Origin of the sequence: Kutzneria kofuensis (assembly GCF_014203355.1) — a bacterium.
In the GTDB taxonomy this organism is placed as follows: Bacteria; Actinomycetota; Actinomycetes; order Mycobacteriales; family Pseudonocardiaceae; genus Kutzneria; species Kutzneria kofuensis.
The window spans coordinates 6,049,464-6,071,108 of sequence record NZ_JACHIR010000001.1; the positions used below are offsets into that span (position 1 = coordinate 6,049,464).

At 71.0% G+C, this 21,645-nt stretch carries 20 protein-coding genes; 9 read left to right on the forward strand and 11 right to left on the reverse strand.

The annotated features are described in order from the left end of the window. The first annotated feature begins 18 nt into the window (after positions 1-18). On the forward strand, positions 19-828 hold the full coding sequence (locus tag BJ998_RS28005) for a S1 family peptidase (protein WP_184866355.1): 810 nt from the start codon (positions 19-21) through the stop codon (positions 826-828). Here the strand turns inward: BJ998_RS28005 and BJ998_RS28010 are convergent. From BJ998_RS28010 to BJ998_RS28020, 3 genes are all read right to left on the reverse strand, one after another. Beyond that, the gene (locus BJ998_RS28010; RefSeq protein ID WP_184866356.1) at positions 825-1,274 is read right to left on the reverse strand and encodes an ANTAR domain-containing protein; all 450 of its coding nucleotides are present in this window, start codon (positions 1,272-1,274) and stop codon (positions 825-827) included. The two genes, BJ998_RS28005 and BJ998_RS28010, sit on opposite strands and share 4 nt — an antisense overlap. A 183-nt stretch (positions 1,275-1,457) precedes the next feature. Then, positions 1,458-2,714, reverse strand: coding sequence for a nitric oxide synthase oxygenase (locus tag BJ998_RS28015; protein WP_184866357.1), 1,257 nt, complete (start codon positions 2,712-2,714; stop codon positions 1,458-1,460). 201 nt (positions 2,715-2,915) lie between these two features. Then, complete coding sequence (locus BJ998_RS28020; RefSeq protein WP_184866358.1) at positions 2,916-3,497, reverse strand: bifunctional DNA primase/polymerase; 582 nt, start codon at positions 3,495-3,497, stop codon at positions 2,916-2,918. 128 nt (positions 3,498-3,625) lie between these two features. Here BJ998_RS28020 and BJ998_RS28025 point away from each other — a divergent pair, with 128 nt between their 5' ends. From BJ998_RS28025 to BJ998_RS28035, 3 genes are all read left to right on the forward strand, one after another. Beyond that, positions 3,626-5,050, forward strand: a complete 1,425-nt coding sequence (locus BJ998_RS28025) for an aminotransferase-like domain-containing protein (protein WP_184866359.1) — start codon at positions 3,626-3,628, stop codon at positions 5,048-5,050. 139 nt (positions 5,051-5,189) lie between these two features. Continuing rightward, a complete protein-coding gene (locus BJ998_RS28030; protein WP_184866360.1) occupies positions 5,190-5,915 on the forward strand; it encodes a hypothetical protein in 726 nt (241 codons plus the stop codon). 39 nt (positions 5,916-5,954) lie between these two features. Further along, positions 5,955-7,202 (forward strand): lipase/acyltransferase domain-containing protein, encoded by a 1,248-nt coding sequence (locus BJ998_RS28035; protein WP_184866361.1) that lies wholly within the window; start codon positions 5,955-5,957, stop codon positions 7,200-7,202. Here BJ998_RS28035 and BJ998_RS28040 read toward each other — a convergent pair. Beyond that, on the reverse strand, positions 7,199-7,807 hold the full coding sequence (locus BJ998_RS28040) for a TetR/AcrR family transcriptional regulator (RefSeq protein ID WP_376776010.1): 609 nt from the start codon (positions 7,805-7,807) through the stop codon (positions 7,199-7,201). The genes BJ998_RS28035 and BJ998_RS28040 overlap by 4 nt on opposite strands. 105 nt (positions 7,808-7,912) lie before the next feature. Here BJ998_RS28040 and BJ998_RS28045 point away from each other — a divergent pair, with 105 nt between their 5' ends. Next, on the forward strand, positions 7,913-9,037 hold the full coding sequence (locus BJ998_RS28045) for an acyl-CoA dehydrogenase family protein (protein ID WP_184868991.1): 1,125 nt from the start codon (positions 7,913-7,915) through the stop codon (positions 9,035-9,037). 54 nt (positions 9,038-9,091) lie between these two features. Next, the gene (locus BJ998_RS28050; RefSeq protein WP_184866363.1) at positions 9,092-10,207 is read left to right on the forward strand and encodes a CaiB/BaiF CoA transferase family protein; all 1,116 of its coding nucleotides are present in this window, start codon (positions 9,092-9,094) and stop codon (positions 10,205-10,207) included. Here the strand turns inward: BJ998_RS28050 and BJ998_RS28055 are convergent. Then, the gene (locus tag BJ998_RS28055; RefSeq protein ID WP_184866364.1) at positions 10,195-11,097 is read right to left on the reverse strand and encodes an LLM class flavin-dependent oxidoreductase; all 903 of its coding nucleotides are present in this window, start codon (positions 11,095-11,097) and stop codon (positions 10,195-10,197) included. The two genes, BJ998_RS28050 and BJ998_RS28055, sit on opposite strands and share 13 nt — an antisense overlap. Before the next feature lie 4 nt (positions 11,098-11,101). Beyond that, positions 11,102-11,539, reverse strand: coding sequence for a winged helix-turn-helix transcriptional regulator (locus tag BJ998_RS28060; protein ID WP_184866365.1), 438 nt, complete (start codon positions 11,537-11,539; stop codon positions 11,102-11,104). Between the two features lie 305 nt (positions 11,540-11,844). On the opposite strand from BJ998_RS28060, the gene BJ998_RS28065 reads away from it, so the two are divergent. After that, complete coding sequence (locus BJ998_RS28065) at positions 11,845-13,128, forward strand: GGDEF domain-containing protein (RefSeq protein ID WP_184866366.1); 1,284 nt, start codon at positions 11,845-11,847, stop codon at positions 13,126-13,128. Between the two features lie 355 nt (positions 13,129-13,483). Here the strand turns inward: BJ998_RS28065 and BJ998_RS28070 are convergent, their stop codons facing one another. From BJ998_RS28070 to BJ998_RS28090, 5 genes are all read right to left on the reverse strand, one after another. Beyond that, positions 13,484-15,970, reverse strand: coding sequence for a hypothetical protein (locus tag BJ998_RS28070; protein WP_184866367.1), 2,487 nt, complete (start codon positions 15,968-15,970; stop codon positions 13,484-13,486). Then, complete coding sequence (locus tag BJ998_RS28075; RefSeq protein WP_184866368.1) at positions 15,960-16,892, reverse strand: thiopeptide-type bacteriocin biosynthesis protein; 933 nt, start codon at positions 16,890-16,892, stop codon at positions 15,960-15,962. Before BJ998_RS28075 ends, BJ998_RS28070 begins: the two co-directional genes overlap by 11 nt. Before the next feature lie 129 nt (positions 16,893-17,021). Further along, positions 17,022-17,735: a hypothetical protein gene (locus BJ998_RS28080; RefSeq protein ID WP_184866369.1), complete on the reverse strand. Its 714-nt coding sequence runs from the start codon at positions 17,733-17,735 to the stop codon at positions 17,022-17,024. Between the two features lie 27 nt (positions 17,736-17,762). Continuing rightward, positions 17,763-18,233, reverse strand: a complete 471-nt coding sequence (locus tag BJ998_RS28085; protein WP_184866370.1) for a DUF3558 family protein — start codon at positions 18,231-18,233, stop codon at positions 17,763-17,765. Further along, positions 18,230-18,712 carry a pyridoxamine 5'-phosphate oxidase family protein gene (locus tag BJ998_RS28090; RefSeq protein WP_184866371.1) on the reverse strand — a complete coding sequence of 161 codons (483 nt, stop codon included), beginning with the start codon at positions 18,710-18,712 and terminating at the stop codon, positions 18,230-18,232. Before BJ998_RS28090 ends, BJ998_RS28085 begins: the two co-directional genes overlap by 4 nt. 129 nt (positions 18,713-18,841) lie before the next feature. Between BJ998_RS28090 and BJ998_RS28095 the strand changes: the two genes are divergently transcribed. Next, positions 18,842-20,227 carry an FAD-binding oxidoreductase gene (locus BJ998_RS28095; RefSeq protein WP_312890368.1) on the forward strand — a complete coding sequence of 462 codons (1,386 nt, stop codon included), beginning with the start codon at positions 18,842-18,844 and terminating at the stop codon, positions 20,225-20,227. 31 nt (positions 20,228-20,258) lie between these two features. Next, complete coding sequence (locus BJ998_RS28100; RefSeq protein WP_184866372.1) at positions 20,259-21,503, forward strand: SAM-dependent methyltransferase; 1,245 nt, start codon at positions 20,259-20,261, stop codon at positions 21,501-21,503. The last annotated feature ends 142 nt before the right edge of the window (positions 21,504-21,645 follow it).

Below are 21,645 nucleotides of genomic sequence, written 5' to 3' on the forward strand. Positions count from 1 at the left end.
TGCGAGAGAGGAACTTCCATGCTCAAGTACCTCGCCGCCGTCGCGATACTGGCGACCACCCTGCTGCCGACCGCCCAGGCCGCGCCGACCGCGGTCGACTTCACCGGCACGGTGAGGCTCAGCAACTGCTCCGGCTCGGTGGTGAAGCCGCCGTCGGCCGGCGTCAACGACCCGGCGCTCGTGCTGTCCAACGGCCACTGCTACGAGGGCGGCTTCCTCGACCCCGGCGAGGTGCTGGTCAACCGCTCGTCCTCGCGGACGTTCAGCCTGCTGTCGGCCAACGGCCAGAGCACGGTCGGGACCCTGCGCGCGAGCAAGCTCGCCTACGCCACCATGACCGGCACCGACGTCACGCTGTACCAGCTGACCAGCACGTACGCCCAGATCCAGGCCCAGTACGGGATCAGGCCGCTGACACTGTCGGCGACGCACCCGACCAAGGGCGCGGCCATCCGGGTCGTCTCCGGCTACTGGAAGAAGATCTACTCCTGCCAGGTCGACGCCTTCGTGCACGAGCTGCACGAAGGCGACTGGGTGTGGCAGGACTCGGTCCGCTACACCGAGCCCGGCTGCCAGGTCATCGGCGGCACCTCCGGCTCGCCGGTGATCGACGCCTCGACCGGCGCGGTCGTCGCCGTGAACAACACGATCAACGAGGACGGCCAGCGCTGCACGGTCAACAACCCGTGTGAGGTGGACGCCGGCGGCAACGTCACCGTGCACCGCAACGTCGGTTACGCCGAGGAGACGTACCTGATCAACACGTGCGTCGACACCGGCAACACCATCAACCTCGACAAGGCCGGCTGTCAGCTCGCCAAGCCCTAATCCTCGACACCGGCGGTCAGCAGGCGCTCGCAGAGCAGCCTGCTGGCCGTCACCACGTCGTCCCGCCGGCGCTCCCACTCCGGCGTTCCCTCGGCGGCGCCGACCAGGGCCTTGTGCGCTTCCACCAGCGTCCCGGTGGCGTCCAGCAGGTCCTGGCCCTGACCGGCGCCGACGACCGCGGCGGCCCGGCGCGGGCCCAGTTCCGCGGCGAGTTCGACCACCTGCTGCGCGAGCATGTGCAACTTGACGTTGTACTGCTGGGAAAGCTCGACCAGCAGCTGGAAACCCTGCTGCGGCGCGTGCTCCCCGACGGCCGCGAGCAGCCCGGTGGCCTGCGCGATCACGGTCCTGGTGCGCAGCGCGCGGCGCAGGCCGTCGATCTCGCTCTCCAGCTCGGCGATCCGGGCCCGCAGCCGGTCTGAATCCGATGGCGGTGCGAAGGTCACGCCCGCCCCGCTGTCGATCTCGCCATTTCTCGTGCCTCTCGCCGTCGTCTGCACAGCGCGAGGACAGGGAACGGCCGCCAGCAAGCAAGCCCGGGCGCGTTTCCGCGCCTCGCGTGGAGCTTGCGGCTGGTTTCTCAACCGCGATGACGATCACGGTAGTGACATCGGCGGGCCGAACACAACTCAGGGCACGGGAACGGGGGTGCGGCGGGTGAACCAGCTCAGCCGCCGGATCCGCGGCAGCTTCGGCGGCTCGGCGGCCACCGGCTCGGGGAACGCCCGCGGCGCGGCGCTGGTGCCGCGCCGCCGCGCGTCGTCGTCCAGCACGAACTCGGGGCGCAGCGGCTCGGTGTCGTAGTAACGGTGGAACACCGGGGTCAGCGCGCCGGACATCGGCGGCACGATCCAGCTCCAGTCGGCCGGGCACCTGCGGCCGGCGTCCTCCTCCTTGCGCAGGTGGGTCAGGAAGCGGGCGGACTCCGTGTGGTGGTCGGTGATCGTCACCTCGGCCCGGGTGAAGGAGTGCAGCACCGCCCGGTTCACCTCGACCAGCGCCCGGTCCCGCCACAGCGTCTGGTCGTGCGAGGTGTCCAGCCCCAGCCGCTCGGCGACCTCCCTGATCAGGTCGTACCGGTCGTGGTCGGCGAGGTTGCGGGCGCCGATCTCGGTGCCCATGTACCAGCCGTTGAACGGTGCGGCCGGGTAGGAGACGCCGCCGATGGCCAGCCGCATGTTGCTGATCGCCGGCACCGCGTGCCAGCGCAGCCCGAGGCCGGCGAACCAGTTGTGCTCGGGATGGTTGAGCTCCACCTCGAGCACCGCGGCCCTGGGCAGCTCGTGCAGCGTGATGCCGTCCTCCGGGGTCTCCACGACCAGCGGCAGCACGTCGAACCGGGTGCGCTGCGCCGGCGGCTGCCAGCCGAGTCGGATCACCTCCTCGGTGAACTCCAGGTACCGCGGGTCGCCGATCACCGTGCCGGTCTCGGCGTCCCAGTAGCCGGCGTACCGGATGAGCTGCTCGTTCCAGATCCGCGGGGCCGGCCGCTTCGGCGTCTCCGGCGCGAAGACCGTGACCGTGGGCCGGATCCGGCCGCCGTTGGTGGCCGACCGCAGGTGCTCGGCGCACTGGGCGGCGACGGTGGCCGCGTCGCGCACATTGCGCATGTCCCGCACCCGCAGGCTCTGCCAGTACAGCCGGCCGATGCAGCGGGCGCTGTTGCGCCACGCCGCGCGGGCGCCGAACGCCAGCTCGCCCTCGGTGTGCCGGTACGTGCCGGTCTCGTCGATCTCGGCGAGCACCTGCTCCAGCCGCGGGCCGACGGGACCGGTCTTGGGGTGCTCGCCGTGGAACAGCCGGAGGAACTCCTCGGCCTCGGCCCTGATGTCACCCGGTTCCGGGACGTTTCCGTGGGTGACGGGGCAGCCAGTGGGGGCGGTCATGGCGAGTGAACCTACGTCCGGGTCACGGGCGAAAAGCACCGCCAGAACGGTTACCAACTTGATGCCGGGACATCACTCGATCAGGGGTTCAGTCACCGGCAGTGTGCGCCTTCGGTCCCTCCTTGTGCTGACTTGAGCACTGGATCGTGTAGTTGACAAAACGGTCTGATCACATGCCGTGTAGAACTTGTCCGGCCCAACTCAGTTCAGGGAATCCAGCGCCTTGGCCAGATCCTCGTGCGCGACGATCGCCCATTCCGCCTCGTCCGGCGGCAGCGACCAGTGCACCGGCCCGCGTCGGGTCGGCGTCGGCGGCGCGGGGACCCAGCCGCCCTCGCCGCGGATGCGCGCGTTCATCGCGGTCAGCCGGTCGTCGGCGGGCAGTCCGGGGGTCACCCAGAACAGGCGCACGCCGCGCTCCCGCCACACCGCGATCGGCGTCGGCGTGCGGTGCCCGACGAGTGCGTCCTGCACGCGAACCGCGGCCGGCTCGGGAATCTCCACGACGTCGAACACCGTGCCGGTCGGCAGCGCGACGGCGAACGAGAACAGCCGGTACCAGCTGGCCACGACGTCGGGGTCGGTGCTGGCGCGCCCCTGCCAGAGCCGCCACACCGGATGCGGACCGTCCTCGACACAGTCCGCCTGCACACAGGCGTACCGTGTGCCGTCGAAGAAAGCGGCCGGCACAACCGGCCATCCGTGCGCCGCGTAGCACAGCGCGGCCTGCCTGAGGGTCCGCTGCTGCCCGGGATCGGCCGGACGCAGCCGGGACCCGCTCACGACCCGGTCTCGGCGGGACCGGTGGACTCCATGATCATCTCCTCGGGGTGGGCGCTACCGTCATGGTCAAGACTCGCCCTATTCCGGCCGCCTGGGTGAGTCCAATTCGGTGAAAGTGGACGACGTTCGTGGACAACCCCAGAATCGGTGAGGCCGCGTTGGCCCGGCTGCTCGACGGCTGGTGCACCGACGCGCGCGAGTCGCTGCACCGGCAGCTCGCCGCCGCGCTGACCGCGTTGATCTCCTCCGGCGAGCTGCCGCCGGGCACATTGCTGCCGTCCGAACGGGCATTGGCGAGCACACTCGCGGTCAGCCGCGGCACATTGGTCACCGCGTACACAACGCTGCGTTCCCTCGGTTTACTGGATTCACGGCAGGGCAGCGGAACCCGCGTGCGCGGCGTGTCGCAGCCCCGCCTGCCCGGGTCCGCCACCAGGCTCAATCCCTTGAGCGGCACGGCCGACAGCTCCGTCGCGGACCTGTCCAGCGCGGCGCTTCCCGGTCAGGACTGGGTGGCCGACGTCGTCGGCGCGGTCAGCCCGGACGACCTCCGCCGCTGGGTTCGGGGCCACGGCTACCATCCCGCCGGCCTGCCGGCGCTGCGGGCCGCCATTGCCCGGCACTGCACCGAGGACGGCCTGGTCTCCGAACCCGATCAGGTGCTCGTGACGAGCGGTTCGCAGCAGGCGCTGCAGCTGATCGCCACCGCGATGCTCGCGCCCGGCGACGAGGTGCTGGTGGAGGATCCGACCAACTGGGGCGCGCTGGACGCGTTCCGGGACCGTGGCGCGCGGCTGCGCACGATCCCGCTGCGCGACGACGGCCTGGACGCCGACGTGCTGGTGCGGCTGCTGCGCAGCCGCCGGCCGCGGCTGCTGTACCTGGCGCCGGCCGTGCACAATCCGGTCGGTGTCAACCTGCGTCCGGCCGTGGCCAAGGTGATCGCCGCCGCGGTCGCGGAGACCGGCACCGCGCTGGTCGAAGATCTGTCCTCTGTGGACACGCTGTTCGCCGGCCCGCCGCCGCCGTCGATGGCCTCGTTCGCCCCGGACGCCGCGGTGCTGTCCATCGGCTCGCTGTCCAAGCTGTTCTGGGGCGGGCTCCGGGTCGGCTGGATCAGGTCCACTGTGGACTTCGTCAAGCAGCTGGTGACGTACCGGTCGTCGGCGGACATGGGCAGCTCGGTGCCCAGCCAGCTGGCGGCGTTGCGGCTGCTGGAGTACGTGCCGCGGGCGCGGCGGACCCGGGCCGGCCAGCTTCGAGCCGGCTACGAGTGGACCTCGGAGCTGCTGACCACCCACCTGCCGGACTGGACGTGGGTGGAGCCGGACGGCGGCGCCTCGCTGTGGGTGCGACTGCCCGAGGGCAACGCCCTGGCAGTGGCCGAAGCCGCACGTCGCGGTGGCGTGCTCGTCACGCCGGGGTCGGTGTTCTCGGCGACCGATGGCCAGCTGGACCGGGTGCGGCTGTCGTTCGCCGCCGGCCCGGACACCGTGCTGGAGGGCGTGCAGCGGCTGGCCACGGTGTGGCGCGGGAGAAGGCGGTTGCGTTAGGAGGTCACCGAATTCCCCTGCCGTTCAACGAATTCCCCGAAAAACATCTTCGGCCGGTCGGGCAACCGATGGTCGCGGGCGACGTCATGTCAGTGCACGCACCAAACGGGGAATTGTTGTTCATCAGGGGGAAACAGTCATGTCCAAGCGCGCCCTTCTCGCCATGCCCGTCGCCGGCCTCGGCCTGCTCGCCCTGGCCGCGTGTTCGCCGTCGACGCCGGACGCGGCGCCGAGCACGCCGGCCACGACCACCGCGACGGTGCTGACCACCACCGCCTCCAGCGCCACCAGCGCGCCGGCGCCCACCACCACCACGCCCACCAAGGCCAGCGCCACCCCGGTGACCGGCGCGAACACCGCCTGCAAGGTGAACCCGGCCAACCACCCGGTTCCCACCGCCGACCCGGTTGCGTGGGTGCCGGAGGCCGACCGCGTGCAGGTCAGCCTGAGCGGCGTGCCGTCCGGCACGGTCAAGGTGACCGGTGCGCCGGTCGAGGTGGACCTGACGGTGTGCAACGACTCGCCGGTCGCCTACCCGCAGGTCGGCTTCGTGCTCGCGCTGGACCACTGCAGCTGCGCCGGCGAACCGATCTACATGGCCAAGGGCACCGTGCAGCGCTACGACGCGGCGACCGGCGCCTGGGTCGCCACGGACCACTCGAGCGTGGGCGGCGGAATGGACTACCTGACGGTGTTCACCGGCCAGCAGCCGCTGCCCAAGGGCAAGGCCGTGACGGTGCGCTACCGGTTCAGCTACGACCCGAGCATGACCAGCGGCAAGGGTGGCGTGATCGGTGCGGTCGTCACGCCGGACGGTCCGCACGTGCTGGGCCAGACCAGTCTTTCCTACACCGTCACGCACTGAGGGCCGCTCGTCGTGCCGGCCGGCGCTATGTTGGCCGGCATGAGCCCCAGGTTCCTGATCCGCGCGGCGGTGGCCGCCGCCGTCGCGCTCGCCGTGCTGCCGGGCACAGCCGAGGCTTCCTCACCTGGACGCACGCCCGTCGTGCTGTTCCCGGCGTTCCACCTCACCAAGCTCCAGGTGACGGTGCGCGACCAGACCACGGACCCGAACTGCCCGCGGTCGGGCAGCTTCCAGGACTGGTTCCAGAACACCCAGCCCAGCGCGTTCAGCCAGGTGTGCCAGGACGAGCTGGAGACCCTGCGGTACGACCCGAATCCGGCCAAGCCGATGCCGCTGCGGTTTTCCGAGCAGCCGGGCGTCACCGTCGATGTCATCGACTACGGCAAGACCGACAGCGCCCCGTTCTACGAGCAGCTGTACAAGACGCTGGAATCCGTCGGTTACCAACGTGACAAGGACATTCGGGTGGCCGGCTACGACGCCCGCCTCACGCCCGATCAGGGCGGTTTCCTGGCGCGGGCCAAGTGGCTGGTCGAGCAGACGTACCACCAGAACGGCAATCGGCCCGTGCAGCTGATCGGGCACTCCAACGGGCCGCTGTACATCCAGTACCTGCTCACCCACACCAGCAAGGCCTGGCGGGACACCTACATCCACGGCTTCACCCCGCTGGCCGGCAACTTCCCCGGCCAGGGGCTGCTCTACTCCATGCTGTTCACCGGCCTGAACGTGTCGGACTTCGGTTATCCCAAGACGGTCGACAACGCCGTGAGCAGCGCCCGGATGTATCTCACGGCTCCGTCGACGTACATGAGCGCGTCCGACCCGAAGATCTTCGGTGACCAGGAAACCGTCATCAAGGACACGTCGACCGGTCGCGCCTACACGCCGAAGGACTGGCCGAAGTTGCTGAACGACGCCGGCCTGACCGCCGAGGAGCAGATCGCCCGGTACTACATCGGCTTTGTCAGGTTCAGCACGCCGAAGTACTTCCCGGACGTGGACGTGACCGCGGAAAAGGGCTCCGGGCTGCCGACCATTGTCGGCGCGACGCTGCCGAACCTGAAGGTGGGGCAGCTGGTCGACCAGAGCCAGTTCATCTTCCTGAGCGGTGACAGCAATCAGGAGGACATCACCAACAACGCCAACCGGGTGTGGTCGGCGATGAAGTGTCACAGCTACGTGCTCAACGACAACCCGGGCGTGGACCACTTCTCACTGCCGAGCAACGTGAATGTGCTCAACCGCCTGCTCACGACGCTGAAGGCGCCGCGGCACCACTGCTAGGCGCCGTAGGTCTTGACGGCGATCGTCTTCCATTCCTGGAGCAGTTGATCTCGGCGCACCGGATCGCCGCCGAGCATGGCGTCCAGGGCGAGGCCCCGGATCAGGTTCACGGTCAGCCAGAGCGGCAGGTCGGGCTGGTCCGGGGTCACCTGGTCGCCCAGCATCTCGCGGAACAGCTCGGACGTGCGCCGGGCCAGCGCCTTGTCGATGGGATGCATCGCGTCCCGCAGCTCCGGGTCGGTGCGGGCGGCCACCCACAGCTCCATCACCGCGGTGGACAGCGAGCCCGAATAGCCCTGCCAGAGCAGGTCGATGCCCATGGCGACCCGGTCCGGTCCGGGCAGCGAGGCCGGCGGGTGCTCGCTCATGCTGGCCAGCAGCTTGGTCACCAGATGCTCGATGGCGTGTGCCATCAGTTCCGCCTTGGTGGCGAAATGGTGCTGCTGGGCGCCCCTCGACACGCCGGCGCGGCGGCAGATCTCGTTGGTGGAGGTGCGGGCGTAACCGAGCTCGACCAGGCAGTCGATGGTGGCGTCCAGCAGCAGCTCCCGGGTGCGTTCGGTGCGCTCCTGCTGGGTCAGTCGTGGCCTGGTCACAGGCCCGATGCTAGCGAGGTCTTCACAAACAATCCAGGCTGCCGGTAAGTTTACCGGCAGACCTGATTGTTTCTTCGGGGAGGTCGGCCCGTGGCCAAGCACCGCTCGTCCTGGATGACCGAGGACCTCGACCAGCTGCGCCGGCTGGCCCGGGACGTGTTCGCCAAGGAGCTGACCCCGCACCAGGAGCGCTTCGCCGAGCAGCACGCGGTCGACCGGGACCTGTGGCGGCGGCTGGGCGAGCTCGGCCTCGTCTGCATCAGCATCCCCGAGGAGTACGGCGGCGGTGGCGGCACCTTCGCGCACGAGACCGTGCTGCTGGAGGAGCAGGCCAGGGCGCTGGACAGCTCGTGGGGCAACAGCGTGCACAGCGGGATCGTGGCCCACTACCTGCTCAACTACGGCACCGAGGAGCAGAAGCGCCGGTGGCTGCCGCGGCTGGCCAGCGGCGACCTCGTCGGGGCGATCGCGATGAGCGAGCCCGGCGCCGGCTCCGACCTGCAGTCCGTGCGGACCCGGGCGGTGCGCGGCGGCGACGAGTACGTGATCAACGGGGCGAAGACGTTCATCACCAACGGCTCCCAGGCCGAGCTGATCATCGTGGTCGCCAAGACCGACGCCGACCAGGGCGCGCACGGCATCTCGCTGATCGTCGTGGAGACCGCGGAGGTCGAGGGCTTCCGTCGCGGCCGGGTGCTGGACAAGCTGGGGCTGGAGGGCCAGGACACCTCGGAGCTGTTCTTCGACGACGTCCGCGTGCCGGTCGGGAACCTGCTCGGCGGCCAGGAGGGGCAGGGCTTCATCCAGCTCATGCAGCAGCTGCCGCAGGAACGGCTGCTCATCGCCGTGGCCGCGGTGGCGGGCATGGAGGTGGCGCTCGACCTGACGGTGGACTACGTCAAGCAGCGGCAGGCGTTCGGCCGGGAGCTGATCAAGTTCCAGAACACCAAGTTCGAGCTGGCCGAGTGCGCCACCGAGGCGGCGGTGGCGCGGGCGTTCATCGACCAGTGCGTGGAGCAGCACGTGGCCGGGCAGCTGGACGTGCCGACCGCCGCGATGGCCAAGATGTGGGCCAGTGAACGGTTGTGCCGGGTGGCGGATCGCTGCCTGCAGCTGTTCGGCGGCTACGGCTACATGAAGGAGTACCCGATCGCGCGCATCTGGGCGGACGCCCGCGTGCAGAAGATCTACGGCGGCACCAACGAGATCATGAAGGAAATCATCGGGCGGTCCCTGTGAGCGGGCGGGCGGCGGGAGTGTGGCTGTGACTGGGCGGCCGGCGGGAGTGTGGCTGTGAGCGGGCCGTTGGCCGGACTTCGAGTCGTCGAACTCGCCGGCATCGCGCCGGCTCCCTTCGGCTGCATGGTGTTGGCCGACATGGGCGCCGAGGTGATCCGGATCGACCGGCCCGGCGCGCCGCCGCCGGTCCCGAACGACCCGCTGACCCGCGGCCGTCGCTCCGTGTCGCTGGACCTGAAGAAGCCGGCGGCGGTGGACGCCGTGCTGCGGCTGGTCGAGCGCAGCGACGTGCTCGTGGAGGGATTCCGGCCCGGTGTCACCGAAAGGCTCGGCCTCGGGCCTCTCGACTGCCAGGCCCGCAATCCCCGGTTGGTGTACGCCCGGATGACCGGCTGGGGCCAGCACGGGCCGCTCGCCGACGCGGCCGGGCACGACATCGACTACATCGCCGTCGCCGGCGCGCTGGAACCCATTGGGCGCAATGGTGGCCGGCCGGTTCCGCCGTTGAACCTCATCGGCGACTTCGCCGGTGGCGGGCTGCTGATGGCCACCGGAATCCTGGCCGCCCTGTACGAACGGGAGCGTTCCGGCCGCGGGCAGGTGATCGACGCCGCCATGGTCGACGGCGCCGCCCTGGTGTCGACCTTCCTGTACGGCCTCAAGGCCAACAACGCGCTTTCACTGCCGCGCGGCCACAACCTCCTCGACGGCGGCGCCCCGTACTACGACACCTACGTCACCGCCGACGACAAGTTCGTGGCCATCGGCGCCCTGGAGGAGAAGTTCTACGCCGAGCTGGTCACCCTGCTGGAACTCGATCCGGCGGCGCTGCCGGCCAACCGCCACGATCCCGCCAACTGGCCCGAGCTCCGCTCACAGATCGCCGCCGCGGTGCGGCGACGCACCCGTGACGAGTGGGCCGCGCTGTCCGTCGGCAGCGACGCCTGCCTGGCCCCCGTGCTGGCCCCGGACGAAGCGGCCCGGCACCCCCACAACAAGGCCCGGGAGAACTTCGTGGAGCTGGCCGGCATCGTGCAGCCCGCCCCCGCGCCGCGGTTCGACCGGACGCCGTCGGAAGTGCCCGGCCCGCCGGCGTTCTCGGGGGAGCACACGAGGGAAGTGTTGGCGGAGCTGGGTTTGACGGAGGAGGAACTCTCTCAGCTGATGTGAGGGAGCACTTCCGCCACCAGCCGCTCCATCTGCTCGTGCTCGTCGAACATCGGGTTGAGCAGGATCATCTCCGCGCCCGCGTCGGCGACCTCCCGCAGGCCGCGCACGACATCGTCGGGCGTGCCGTAGACCGCGACGGACGTCAGGTCGCCGAGGGGGAAGCCGGCGTAGAGGGAGCCGAGGGCCTCGCCGATGCGGGTCCTGGCCCGGTCGGCGTTGTCGTCGACGGCCAGGTACACCCGCTTGGCGATCGTGAAGTCGGGGCGGTCGAGCTCCTCCATGGCCTGCCGGGTGAGCTTGGCCAGGTCGGCGAACCGCGCGGTGGTGGAGGAGCCGGCGCCGATGAAACCGTCGCCGAGCCTGACGGCGCGGCGCACCGCGTCGGGGTGGTTGGCGCCGAACCAGACCGGCGGGTGCGGGCGCTGCACCGGCTTGGGCTCCATCGGGGCGTCCTTGAGCTGCCAGAACCGGCCGTCGAACGTCACCGACGGCTCGGTCCACAGGCGCTTCATCAGGTCGAGACCCTCGGTGAAGCGGGTGACCAGGTGCTCGGGGCCGGAGTCGAACGCGGCGAACGGGCGGTGCTTGCCGCCGGTGCCCACGCCTACGTCGATCCGGCCGCCGCTGAGCTGGTCCAGCGACGTGATGCTCTTGGCCAGGTGCACGGGGTTGCGCAGCGGCGTCACGAACACCGCGCAGCCCAGCCGGATCCGCTCCGTGCACGCCGCGGCGTAGGCCATCAGCTCCAGCGGGCTGATCACCGGCTGGCTGCCGATGATCTGCTCCTGCGTCCACGCCCCGTCGAAGCCGAGCTCCTCGGCCCGGACCAGGAACCGGCGCACCTCGCGCGGGTCGACGGCGAACTGAGGGATGGCGACGGCGAAGCGCATGGCCTTACCTCTCGACTGGCTGTCCGCCGAGCCGCACCGCCCGGCTGTCCCCCAGTTCTACCGGCTCGTTGCAGTGCTCGCACACGACCTTGGCGTGCAGCACCTCGCCGCAGCTGTGCTCCCACACCGTCGGCGGCGGGCCCTTCGTGACGTGCGTGTCGCCCCACTGCATCAGCGTCAGCAGCACCGTGTGCAGGCTCTTCGCGGCGTCCGTCGGGTGGTACTCGTAGCGCGGCGGATGCTGCTCGTACTGGCGGCGCTCCAGCAGGCCGACGTCCACCAGCTTGCGCAGCCGCGTGGCCAGGATGTCCCGGCTCGCGCCGGTGTGCTGCACGATCTGGTCGAACCGCCGGCAGCCCAGCAGCACCTCACGCAGGGCCAGCAGCGTCCAGCGCTCGCCGATCACCTCGAGCGCGTTGGCGATCGAACACGGTCGGGCCATGCCCCCAGCCTACCCTCTGAGTCCTGTTTCCCAACCCACGCCGCCGCGCCTCCTGCCCGCTCGGAAAGCGTCTTTCCTCCACTCCGAGTAGAGGAAAGACGCTTTCCGAGCCTCGGGCGGTGCCCGGAAGGGGGCATTCCTGTCGTTCAACGCCAGGATCGGTCCCTTGATCTTGTGCGGCGGTGCGCGAAGGTCCCTTGCTTCGTCGGCCGTGGGGTCACGGTTTTCAAGATCTGGTTCCCTGCCAGCCGCGCGGCGCTAGCGTCGGGGCTGCGGGCCGGACCACGACACGGGGGCGGTGCGGGATGGGTGACGGCGGCGACTGGTGGCGGCGGGCCCGATCCTGGCCGTTGTGGCAGCTGCCGGCGCCGGCGGTGGCGTACGTGCTGACGGTGGAGACCGCGGCGGTCGCGTTGGCGGCGGCCGTCGCGACGGCGGCCCCGATCGGCACGGAGGACCTGCTGGCCTTCGCGGTGCTGGCGGCGTGCTCGGTGGTGCACCTGCAGGCGTCCCGGCGGATCGAGCGGGTCCGTCGGGTCACGACCGGCGGCCCCCAGGTCGACCTGACGTCGATCTGGCTGGTGGCGGCGGTGTGCTGCCTGCCGCCGCTGCTGGTGCTGGGCATGGTGGTGTTGACGCGTGGTCAACGGTGGCTGGCGTTCGACCGGCCGGCCCACCGGAACTGGTTCTCGGCGGCGGCGATCACCCTGTCGGCGTGCGCGGCCAGCGGCGTCCTGCTCGTGGCGGGCCACCGGCCGCCACCGATGACGGACGTGCCGGGGTCGCTGGCCGAGTTGGCGGTACTTGCGGCGGCGAGCATCGTCTACTGGGTGGCGCAGGTGCTGCTCGTCGGCGGCGCCATCGGGCTGACCACGACACGGCCCCGGCTGGTGGACCTCGTCGGCGATCTGGAGCTGAACGCCATCGACGTCGCCACGGTCTGCCTCGGCGTCCTGGTCTCCATCGCGCTGACCCACGCGCCGCTGGTGATCCTGTTCGGCGTGCCGGTGGCGGTCGTCCTGCACCGGGCGATCCTGGTCCGGCAGTTCGAGAACGACGCCCGCCAGGACGCCAAGACCGGGCTGGCCAACACCGTGCACTGGCGGCAGGTCGCCCGCAAGGAACTGGCCGTCGCCGGCCGCCGCAACGAGGGCGTCGGGCTGCTGATCATCGACCTGGACCATTTCAAGAACCTGAACGACCGCTACGGCCACCTCGCCGGCGACGACGTGCTGCGGGCGGTCGCCGACGCCCTGCGCGCCGAGGTCCCCGACTTCGACTTCGTCGCCCGCTTCGGCGGCGAGGAGTTCAGCATCCTGGTGCCCGGCGTGCACAGCCAGACCTCGTTGCTGCACACCGGCGATCGCATCCGCCGCACGCTGGAACGCCTGACGGTGGCCATCACTGCCGACGAGGGCGATCCCGCTGTCGTCGGCGTGACCGCGTCGGTGGGCGCGGCCCTGTTCCCGGACCACGCGGTGAACCTGGACGACCTCCTGCGCACCGCGGACACGGCGCTGTACGCGGCCAAGCGCGGCGGACGGAACCGGACGTGTCTGGCGGGGCAGCTGGACGTGCGACCGGCGTGAGGATCGAGATCGGCCGGCCTACGGCCCGATCGCCTTCCCCGAGATAGGGCGAGACCCCCGTCCCAGAGGGGGGAGGTGGACGGGGGTCTCGCTAAACCCGCTACCGGGGGGAGGAGTAGCGGGGTGTCTGTGGTTGTCGGTGCTGCGTCCTTCTGGCAACAAGGTTAGAGCAAGATCGTTGTTACTAGAACCGCACCGTTTACGACTCTACGTTACTTGGCCGCCGGCTGAAAGCCCAACCGCCGAAAGTGTTGCGACTTGTTGCCCACGCCCACGTTCTGACCAGGCGATTCCGTCGGGGTATGAGTCACGTTTCGCTCGGATGGCTGTTGAATGTGAACGTCCGTCGCGCCCCTCACACCGCCACCTTGCTGCCCGTGTTGTCACGCTGTCGGGGGAGTGCCCGTTCCTGCTCGGCCGTGACCACCCCGTTCCACGCCAGCATCGCCCGCGCCGCGAGGCGTCCCGGCGTGGCGTCCACGGGCAGCCGGGCCAGCAGCTGGCCGGCGACGGGCTCGCCGTCGGCGTCGCGCAGCGGGAAATGGTGCGGGTCGGGCAGCATCTCCTCGAACACCAGGCCGGATTCCGGGTCGTCGGCAAGGAGTTTGTCCAGCGCCCGCACCGCGGACAGGCAGTCGAGGTCCACCGGCCGCGGCTGGTGGCCGCCCTGCGAGCGGGCGAAGACCCAGCGCGGGATGCCGGTGCCGATGCGCAGCGCGGCGATGGCGCGGATCCGTTCGCCGGGCGGCAGGTCCGCCGCCGGCAACTGGTCACGGGCGATCCGCCACTGCGCGCCGGACAGCACCAGCCCGCCGGCGAGAACCAAGCGGGGCAATCGATTGCGGCCGGGCAGCGCGGCCACCGGGTTGCCCAGCGCCACCGGCCCGGCCAGGCGTCGCACGGGCGACGCGGCGGTCAGCAGGGTCACGAGTAAGCCCCACGGCGCGAGCGGTGCTCGCGCGGAGTGGTACATCGGCCACAGGGCAAGGCCGTCCGGCCCGTCGGAGTCCTCGGCGACGATCCGGTCCCCGACGCGGCGCACGGTGATCCGGTCCAGCGCCAGGTACCGCCCGCCGGCCGGCTGGTACGCGGACGAATCGGCGTCGCCGGTCCACATCGGACAATACCGGGGCCGACGCACCGCGCCCGCGGCCTGCGGATCCTGCGGCGGCACCAGGATCTCCACCGTCTCGGCCCCACAGCGCCGGCCGAGCTCGTCCAGAAACGCCCGATACGCCGTCACGTGGGGAAGTTCGCCGTGCAGATGTCGAAGCGCTTCGACGAACCGGGCGTCCACCACGCCCGCCGGCGCGGCGCCCTCCAGCACGGCCCCGTGACCGCCGCCGACGCCGATCGGTCGCACCAGGCAGTCCACCGGCCACGCCGGGGTGGTCGCCGGCGGCGCGCCGATCTCGTCCAACAGTTGCGGCGTCAACGTGACCTGGTCGGCGTCCGTGTCCAGCAGCGCCAGCAGCCGTCCGTACGGGGTGTCCACATCGGACGGCGGCGCCGGCCAGCCGGGCCGCTGCCGGGGCAGGCCGCTGTCCCACTCCTGCAGCGCCGGGTCGCGGGAGTCCTCGTGCTTGCCGAGGAACTCCGCCAGCACCTCGGTCACGGGCCGCGGCTGTGGGCCGACGAGCGCAAGGATGGGGTGTTCCGGGGCGGGCATCGCGGCGCTCGCCAGCACAGCGCCGACCCGGCCGGCCTGCGCCAGCAGGTCCTGCAGCCGTGAGGCGGCTTCGGTCGCCATGGTGCCGCCGGCCTTGCGGTACACGTCGACGAAGCCGGGCTTCGGCGGCGCGGCGGCGGTCGGCCCCCATCCGGTCAGCTCGCTGCTCGGTGGCGCGGACACGACCAGCACGCCGAGCGCGGCCAGGTGTCGCAGATAGCCGCGCAGCACGTCCGGGGCGTCCGGCGACAGCCGCATCACCAGTTCGTCCGCCTCGTACGCACCGGTCGAGAGGGTGCGTCGAATCGCGTCCAACGCGGGCGTGCGACGAACCTTCACCCGGCGCATCGTGCCGCTGTCGACGGCGTCCACCACCCAGCAGCACAGGTGGTCGCCGTCGACCCAGTTCAGCCCGGTCATGGCCACGGTCGCGCCGACGAGGTCCGGCAGCGCACGGTCACCACGCACCGCGGCGACGCGGTTGGCCGCGGACTCGCCGACAGTCGTCCATGCGCCGGCCCGTCGCCCGACGCCGAGCAGCGCCACGTGCCCGAGCCAGTCCCGCGGCGTCGGCTTCGCCGCGCCACGGGCGAGGACCCGCAGCAGGTAGTCGGACCGGTGTCGCAAACGCTTGCTGTCCCAGGTTTCGCCGAACGACAGGCGGCGCTTGATGTCCTCCACCATGCCCGGCGCCGCCTCGGTGACGGCGCGCATGGCGAACTCCGACGAGTTCACCAGTCGCCACGGCAGATCGGACAGGCGCTCACGTTCCGCCACCAGCGCCCGCTCCGCCTCCTCCTGGCGCGCCACCATCGCGGTCGACCAGTCGCCGGCGTGCGTGAGGTCGTCGGCCAGCTCGGGGGACAGGCCGACCACCGCGCCGGCCACCCGGTAGCAGTCCTCCTCCGGCACCGGCTCGCCGCGGTGCAGCAGCCGGCGCAACGCCAGCAGCTCCGCCCGTTCCTCGGGTTCGAGGTACGGGTGCGGCACCAGCTCCGCGCCCAGTCGCCCGGCGAGCGTGTCCGCGAACCGTGCGTACGAGGACTGCTCACACTCCCGCTCCCGCAGCAGGGTGAACAGCTCGGGATTGCCGGCCGCGGTCCACAGCCGGGCGGGCAGGCCGGCGATGCGCAACAGGCCGCCGGCGCCGATCGTCAGGATCTCATCCGGCACGGCGACCGACCAGTGCGTCCAGGATCCGCGCCTGCCGCGCCGACCCGAGCCTCGCTCGGTTCCAGTGCTGCACCACGTGGTACGCCGCCGCCTCGCGCGGCCCGACTCGGGCCTGGTCGGTGGCGAAGTACTCGGCGCGCCACCGCTCCAGCACCGGCGCGACCCGCTCCCGGTGCTGTTCCAGCAGCTCACGGGTCGGCTCGGGCAGCCGGCCCAGCAGCTCGTCGTCGCCGGTCCACCAGCCGGCCAGTTCCTCCGACGCCGGCCCGGGCTGGCCGCCGGTGATCTCCCGCACCCGCGCCCACACGTCGCGGTCCTCCCAACCGGTGATCTGCAGGCCGTCGAACACGGCCCGCAGCATGCGCAGCGACACCACCCAAGCCGGTGTGTTGTCCCCGAGGGACCCACAGGAATTGGCACTGTGGTGACGCAGCCAGATCACCGAGTCGACGGTGAACAGCTGATAGGCGTGCCGCATCGAATCCGGACCACCGAACAGGTGCGCCTCCGGCTCGTACACGCCGGGTACCGCCTCGGCCACGAGCCCGTGCCGCCGCCAGCGCGCGGCCAGCCGGCGCACCTCGGCCCGCACCTGGGTGGCCCGGCCCGGGGCGGCGGCGAACCGCACCCGCATGCCCGGCGCCCCGTGCGTGAACAGGAAGTCGGTGATCTCGCCGTCGGCGAGCAGCTGCTCGACCGCGTCCCGCAGCGCCGGGTACAGCCCGGCGGCGATGCCGGCCAGGCCGACCTGCGTCCAGCGCGGCGCGCCCGCGGTGCGCAGCGCGTCGAGCCCGCCGGCCAGGAAGGTCAGCCGGGCCGCGACCAGCTCCTCGTCCCCGGCGGGGTCGAGGCAGTCGGCCAGGAACTCGGCCAGCGGAACGCGCCGGCCGGCCACCGATACCATGGGTTCGATCGACCCCACCCGCACATCACCTTTCTCGTCACCCCGTGATGACGGTAAGTGATGTTCGCTGGATGGAGACGGTCCGTCAGTCGAAAGAGTTGCCGGGCACCCACTCCGGGGGTGACCCGTACTCCGTCATGTCCCCGGTTATTCGTCCGGTTCCCGGCGACGGCGGCGCTGATCCCGCAGGCGGGCGGCCTGTTCCACGGTCACCCCGTTGGCCCGGTGCCCGGCTGCCTCGTCCGGTCCGAGCCCCGCGCCCAGCCAGTCGGCGACCTCCTCGAACGGGATGCCGACCCGCCACCATTCGCGCAGCTCCGTCACCGGCCGGCGGCCGGCGCGGGCCAGCTCGCCGCCCTCGGCCGGGGTCAGGCCCAGCTCGCGCCAGCCCATCGCGTCGGCCGCGTCCACGCCCTGCCGGGCCCACTCCAGCGCCTGCTCGTCCAGCCACTGCCGCAGCAGGTACGAGCTGAGCACCGGCCCCGCCACGCCCGCCTCGCGGAACCGCTGCACCACCTCGACGTCCGCCGGGTTGTCGGTGCCGTGGGTGCGCTGCGACCACGCCTGCTCCGGCGTGATCCCGCGCGACCGGAACTCGGCCGCGGCCCGCAGGCCCACGCCGAACTCGTGCCAGCGCACCGCGTCCGCCGGGCTGATGCCCGCGTCCCGCCAGCCCGCCACCGAGCTCGGCGTGACGCCCGCGATCGCCCACTGCGCCGCCGTCAGCCCCGTCGTCACGCCGGCCGATATCCAGGCCCGCGCCGTCGCCACCGTGAACCCCCAGCGGCGCCAGACAGCCGCCTCCCCCCGGGCGAATCCCGCGTCCACCCAGGCGTTGAGGTCTTCCGGTCGAGGCTCCACAGCGGTCCCATCATCCCCCAGGGGCGGTCACGGGTTCTGCCGTTTGATCGTTGCGATGGCCGATGTCGCAACGTTTTCCGCCGAATGGCAGGCGTTGTCACCCCTTGTCTCGGCCATCAGCCGCTGGTGGTCCGCGACGACCACCCAAACGGTGCAGTCCTTCGGCCCGGGCCTCTCGAGCGCCGGATAACCGGCCACCTTCGTGTGGTCGTCGGTCTTCGGGGCCGTCGCCCTGGTCTCCAGGTGCACGATGGCGCCGAAGGCGCCGGGGTCCTTCGCGGACAGCACACACACGCTCAGGTTCGGCTGCTCGGGGCGCTCGACCGGCCGGGTCAGGCCCAGATCGGACAGCTGGTCGGCGTCGAACAGCGAGCACGGTTTGCCCATGTACGGCGTCAGGTCCAGGTCGTCCAGCTTGACCGGCGCCGGGGTGGGGGCAGGCGCCGAGCAGCCCGCGAGCACAAGCGCCGCCAGCCCGACCAGCGGCAGCCCTCTCACGCCCGCCACACCGCCGCCGGCTCGCCGGTGGCCAGCTGCTCGCCGGTCAGCACGCGGACCCGCCACGGGTCCAGCCGGAGCACGGAGAACGCGGGTGAGGAGGGGCCGTCCCAGCCCGGGACGCCGATGCCGCCGGGGTCGTAGCCGAGCGGCTCGGGGGCGTCGGCGAACAGGTTCCACACCCGCTCCTTGACCGCCGGATCCTGCTCCCAGCTCGCGCGGCATTCAGCCAGACAGGTGTCATGGCTCTGGGCCCAGTAGTTGCACGCCGTGAACGGGCTGTGCTCGAGGTGAGCCTTCTTCGGTCCCGTCTGCATGGTGGCGATCCAGCCGGTCAGCCGCTCCCCGTCCCATTCCCAGAACGGGTGCAGCACGCGGGAGCGGGGGCGGTTGGCACCGTCCACGGTCGACACCGTGCACCACACGATCCGGTGAGCCATCTCCACGAATGCGGGTGCGATCTCACTGAGCGCAAGCATGCCGACGAGTATCGCAGCTCACTCCGGCGATCCGGTGACCGTCCGCAAGGGCAGCGTGTGTCGAGGATGACAATGGATCGTGATATTCCGACGTGACGCGGGGCACGCGGCCCAATAGAGTCGGTTGCCGTGGGCAACCAAGCAGGTGGGACGGCGATTTCCGACCGACACGATGCCGACGTGGCGGCGCTGCGGGCGCAGTACGCCGCGCTGCCGCCGGGCACGCCGGTGCGGCTGGCCAAGCCGACCACGAACCTGTTCCGGTTCCGCGACGCCAACGCGCACCCCGGCCTCGACGTCAGCCGGTTCAACCGGGTGCTGAGCGTCGACCCGGCCACGCGCACCGCGCAGGTCGGCGGCATGACCACGTACGAGGACCTGGCCGACGCCACCCTCGAGCACGGCCTGATGCCGCACGTGGTGCCCCAGCTGAAGACCATCACCCTCGGCGGCGCGGTGTCCGGCCTGGGCATCGAGTCCTCGTCGTTCCGCAACGGCCTGCCGCACGAGTCCGTCCGCGAGATGGAGATCCTCACCGGCGACGGCCGGGTCGTCGTCGCCCGCGCCGACAACGAGCACGCCGAGCTGTTCGCCGGCTTCCCCAACTCCTACGGCACGCTCGGCTACTCGCTGCGGCTGGAGATCGACCTGCAGCCGGTCAAGCCGTACGTGCGGCTGCGGCACGTCCGCTTCGGCAACGCCCGCGACTGCGCCGCCGCGATCGCCGAGATCTGCGCCGACCGGTCCTACGCCGGCGAGCCCGTCGACTTCATCGACGGCACCGTGTTCAGCCGCGGCGCGATGTTCCTGACGCTCGGCGACTTCGTCGACACCGCGCCGCACACCAGCGACTACACCGGCCAGCGGATCTACTACAAGTCGATCCCGTTCACCGAGGTCGACTACCTGACCGTGCGGGACTACCTGTGGCGCTGGGACACCGACTGGTTCTGGTGCTCCAAGGCGCTGGGCGTGCAGGACCCGTGGGTGCGCCGGCTGTGGCCGCGCAAGTACCTGCGCTCCGACGTCTACCGCCGGATCGTCGCGATGGACCGCCGCTACGGCCTGAGCCGGCGTGTGGAAACCCTGCTGCACGGGTATCCGAGCGAGCCGGTGATCCAGGACATCGAGGTGCCCGTCGACCGGCTGCCCGAGTTCCTGGAGTTCTTCGACAAGGAGATCGGCATCAGCCCGGTGTGGCTGTGCCCGCTCCAGGTCACCGACGACCGGCCGTGGCCGCTGTACCCGCTGGACCCGAAGACGCTGTACGTCAACGTAGGGTTCTGGTCCGCCGTGCGGCTCGGTTTCGGCGAGGAGGAGGGCGTCTACAACCGACGCATCGAGCGGGTGGTCGCCGAGCTGGGCGGACACAAGTCGCTGTACTCCGACTCGTACTACCCGCCGGAGGAGTTCTGGCGGTTCTACAACGGGGACGCGTACCGGCGGCTCAAGCGGGACTACGACCCCGCCGGCCGCCTGCCCGACCTGTACGACAAGTGTGTCCGAGGGCGCTAGCACCCGGGGGCGTGGAAGAGAGGGGTCGCGCATGCGGCTAGCGGAGCTGTTCAGCCGGACGCTCAAGGCGGACGGGCAGATCGAGTTCGTCGCCTACGACGGCAGCCGGTCCGGGCCGGCCGACGCCGAGGTCCGCATCGAGATCAGGTCCCCGTTCGCGCTGTCCTACCTGGCCTCGGCGCCCGGCGAGCTGGGGCTGGCGCGGGCGTACGTGACCGGGCACCTGGAGGTGGTCGGCGACCTGTACCGCACCTTCCACCTGCTCGGCGACATCGAGCTGGGCAAGCTGGACGCCAAGACCACGCTGGACCTGGTCGGGCTGCTGGCCAAGCACCGGTTCTGGTGGCCGGTCAGCCCGCCGCCGCACGAGGCGCGGCCCAAGGGCTGGCGGCACTCCAAGCGCCGGGACGCGCAGGCCATCTCGCATCACTACGACGTGTCCAACCGGTTCTACGAGTGGGTGCTCGGGCCGTCCATGGCCTACACCTGCGCGGTGTACCCGACCGACGACGCGTCGCTGGAGACCGCGCAGTTCACCAAGCACGACCTCGTCGCCCGCAAGCTCGGGCTGACCGAGGGCATGCGGCTGCTCGACGTCGGCTGCGGCTGGGGCGGCATGGTCATGCACGCCGCCGAGCACTACGGCGTCAAGGCGCTCGGTGTGACGCTGTCCCGGTCGCAGGCCGAGTGGGCGCAGAAGGCCATTGTGGAGCGTGGCCTGCAGGACCTGGCCGAGGTCCGGTTCATGGACTACCGCGACGTGCCCGAGAACGGCTTCGACGCGATCAGCTCCATCGGCCTCACCGAGCACATCGGCGGCGCCAACCTGCCCTCGTACTTCTCGTCGCTGTACTCGAAGCTGCGGGACGGCGGCCGGCTGCTCAACCACTGCATCACCCGGCCCGACGACAACTTCCCGTTCAAGGCCGGCGGCTTCATCACCCGCTACATCTTCCCGGACGGGGAGCTGGAGGGGCCCGGCTACCTGATGTCCCGGATGAACGACGCGGGCTTCGAGATCCGGCACTCCGAGAACCTGCGGGAGCACTACGCCAAGACCCTCGGCGGCTGGTGCGCCAACCTCGAGGAGCACTGGGACGAGGCCGTCGAGGAGGTCGGGCTGCCCAAGGCCCGCATCTGGCGTCTCTACCTGGCCGCGTGCCAGTGGGGTTTCGACATCAACAACATCCAGCTGCACCAGATCCTCGGCGTCAAGCTGGACGGCACCAACTCGCACATGCCGCTGCGCCCGAACTGGGAGCCGCCGCAGGCGTGAGCCGTTTTCAGCAGCCCCCAATCAAGCCTAGCCCCGCGAACCTGGCAGCCGAGGTCGCCGCGCATCGGGCCACCCCGGCCTGCCAGGTTCACCTGGTTGGATTGATTCGGGGGCTGCTCATTTCGATCATGTTCCGGAGGGG